This is a genomic window from Carnobacterium sp. (genome assembly GCF_049673005.1).
In the GTDB taxonomy this organism is placed as follows: domain Bacteria; phylum Bacillota; class Bacilli; order Lactobacillales; family Carnobacteriaceae; genus Carnobacterium_A.
Genome location: NZ_JBATXB010000034.1, coordinates 1 through 1,522, shown reverse-complemented (window position 1 = coordinate 1,522; position 1,522 = coordinate 1). Strand labels below are relative to the sequence as shown.

Genomic DNA, 1,522 nt, shown 5'->3' with positions numbered 1-1,522 from the left:
CATGCCGAACACAGCAGTTAAGCTTCTTAGCGCCGATGGTAGTGAAGGGTTTCCCTTTGTGAGAGTAGGACGCTGCCGCGCATCTATAAAAAAAGTATCATCTTCGGATGGTGCTTTTTTTTATTTTGATGATGTTAGAATTATACTTTACTCTTTAATTAGATTATAATTTAGTTAAGGATAGAACAAATCAAGAAAGAAGGTGGAAATGATGAGAATAGTAAAAAACTTACAACAAACTTTTCAAGGAATAATAGGAGCAAGTACACGATATCCCCTAACCGTTTTATTTCTTTTAGCCTTAGCTTTATTAAATGGACTAACGATTAATCAAGAAAAAGAACTCTATACGAACTATTTGTTTACTTTATTTGTAGGGGTAGTGCTAAGTGGGGTTGCCCAACAAGTGTACGAACGCTTTTTCCACAAGGTAAATCAGCGGTTAATTCTTTATGCACTAGCTAGTTTATTAACAATTGGGTATTATTTTATTATTCCAAAAGAAAATCTGTATGACTTAGAAGTAGGAATTAAAACGAGTGTATTTGTTTTTGCCTTAGTTTTACTTTATATTTTGATTCCAACGATAAAAGCAACATTAACGTTTAATGAAAGTTTTATGGCTGCTTTTAAAGCATTCTTCATCACTTCATTATTTACACTCATTATTGCTTCTGGTACTAGTTCTATTCTTTTTGCAATTGATCGGTTACTTTTTTCACTTGACGATAAACTGACATTGCATGTTTTAAATATTATTTTCACTTTATTTGCTCCATTATACTATCTATCGTTTACTCCTTTATACGAAAAATCGTCAGAGAAGTATAATTCTAAAGAGGAGAAGATGGCCACTTTAGAAAAAATAGAAGAGTCAAAAAGTGTTCCTAAAGTATTAAAACTACTGATTTCTTATGTGATTATTCCAATAACAGTTATTTATACAGCTATTTTGTTAGCTTATATTTTACTAAACATAAGAAGTAGTTTTTGGACGGATAATTTATTAGAACCTATGCTCGTGTCTTATGCAGTGACTGTTATTGTCGTTTATATATTGTCTAGTACAATTGAAAATCAGATAACGGTTCTTTTTAGAAAAATTTTCCCAAAGGTATTGATTCCAATAGTGTTATTTCAAACAATCGCTTCAATTTTAAAAATTGGCGATATGGGCATAACGCAAGGACGTTATTATGTGATTCTCTTTGGAGTCTTTGCAACGATTGCTGGTTTAATTTTTAGTTTCCTACCGGTTAAGAAAAATGGAGTAGCGATTGCTGTCTTAATTGTATTTTGCATTTTATCTATTATACCTCCCATTGATGCATTTACAGTAAGCAGAATAAATCAAACGAATTTATTAGAAGATACTTTGATGGAAAACAGTATGTTAGAAAATGATATAATTATTCCAAAATCTTCTATTTCTAAAGAGGATAAAATTCGGATTACGGAGACGTCTGATTATTTGGTAAATATGAATTACGATAAAAAAATAGAATGGTTACCAGATGATTTA

1 protein-coding gene and 1 rRNA gene are annotated in these 1,522 nt (G+C 30.8%); both read left to right on the top strand.

The window, feature by feature from the left end; all coding sequences use genetic code 11:
- Positions 1-81, top strand: a 5S ribosomal RNA gene (rrf, locus tag WBF61_RS03220); the annotation flags it as partial.
- A 130-nt stretch (positions 82-211) separates the two neighbouring features.
- A partial coding sequence (locus tag WBF61_RS03215; RefSeq protein ID WP_424253852.1) for a DUF4153 domain-containing protein occupies positions 212-1,522 on the top strand: 1,311 nt, incomplete at its 3' end.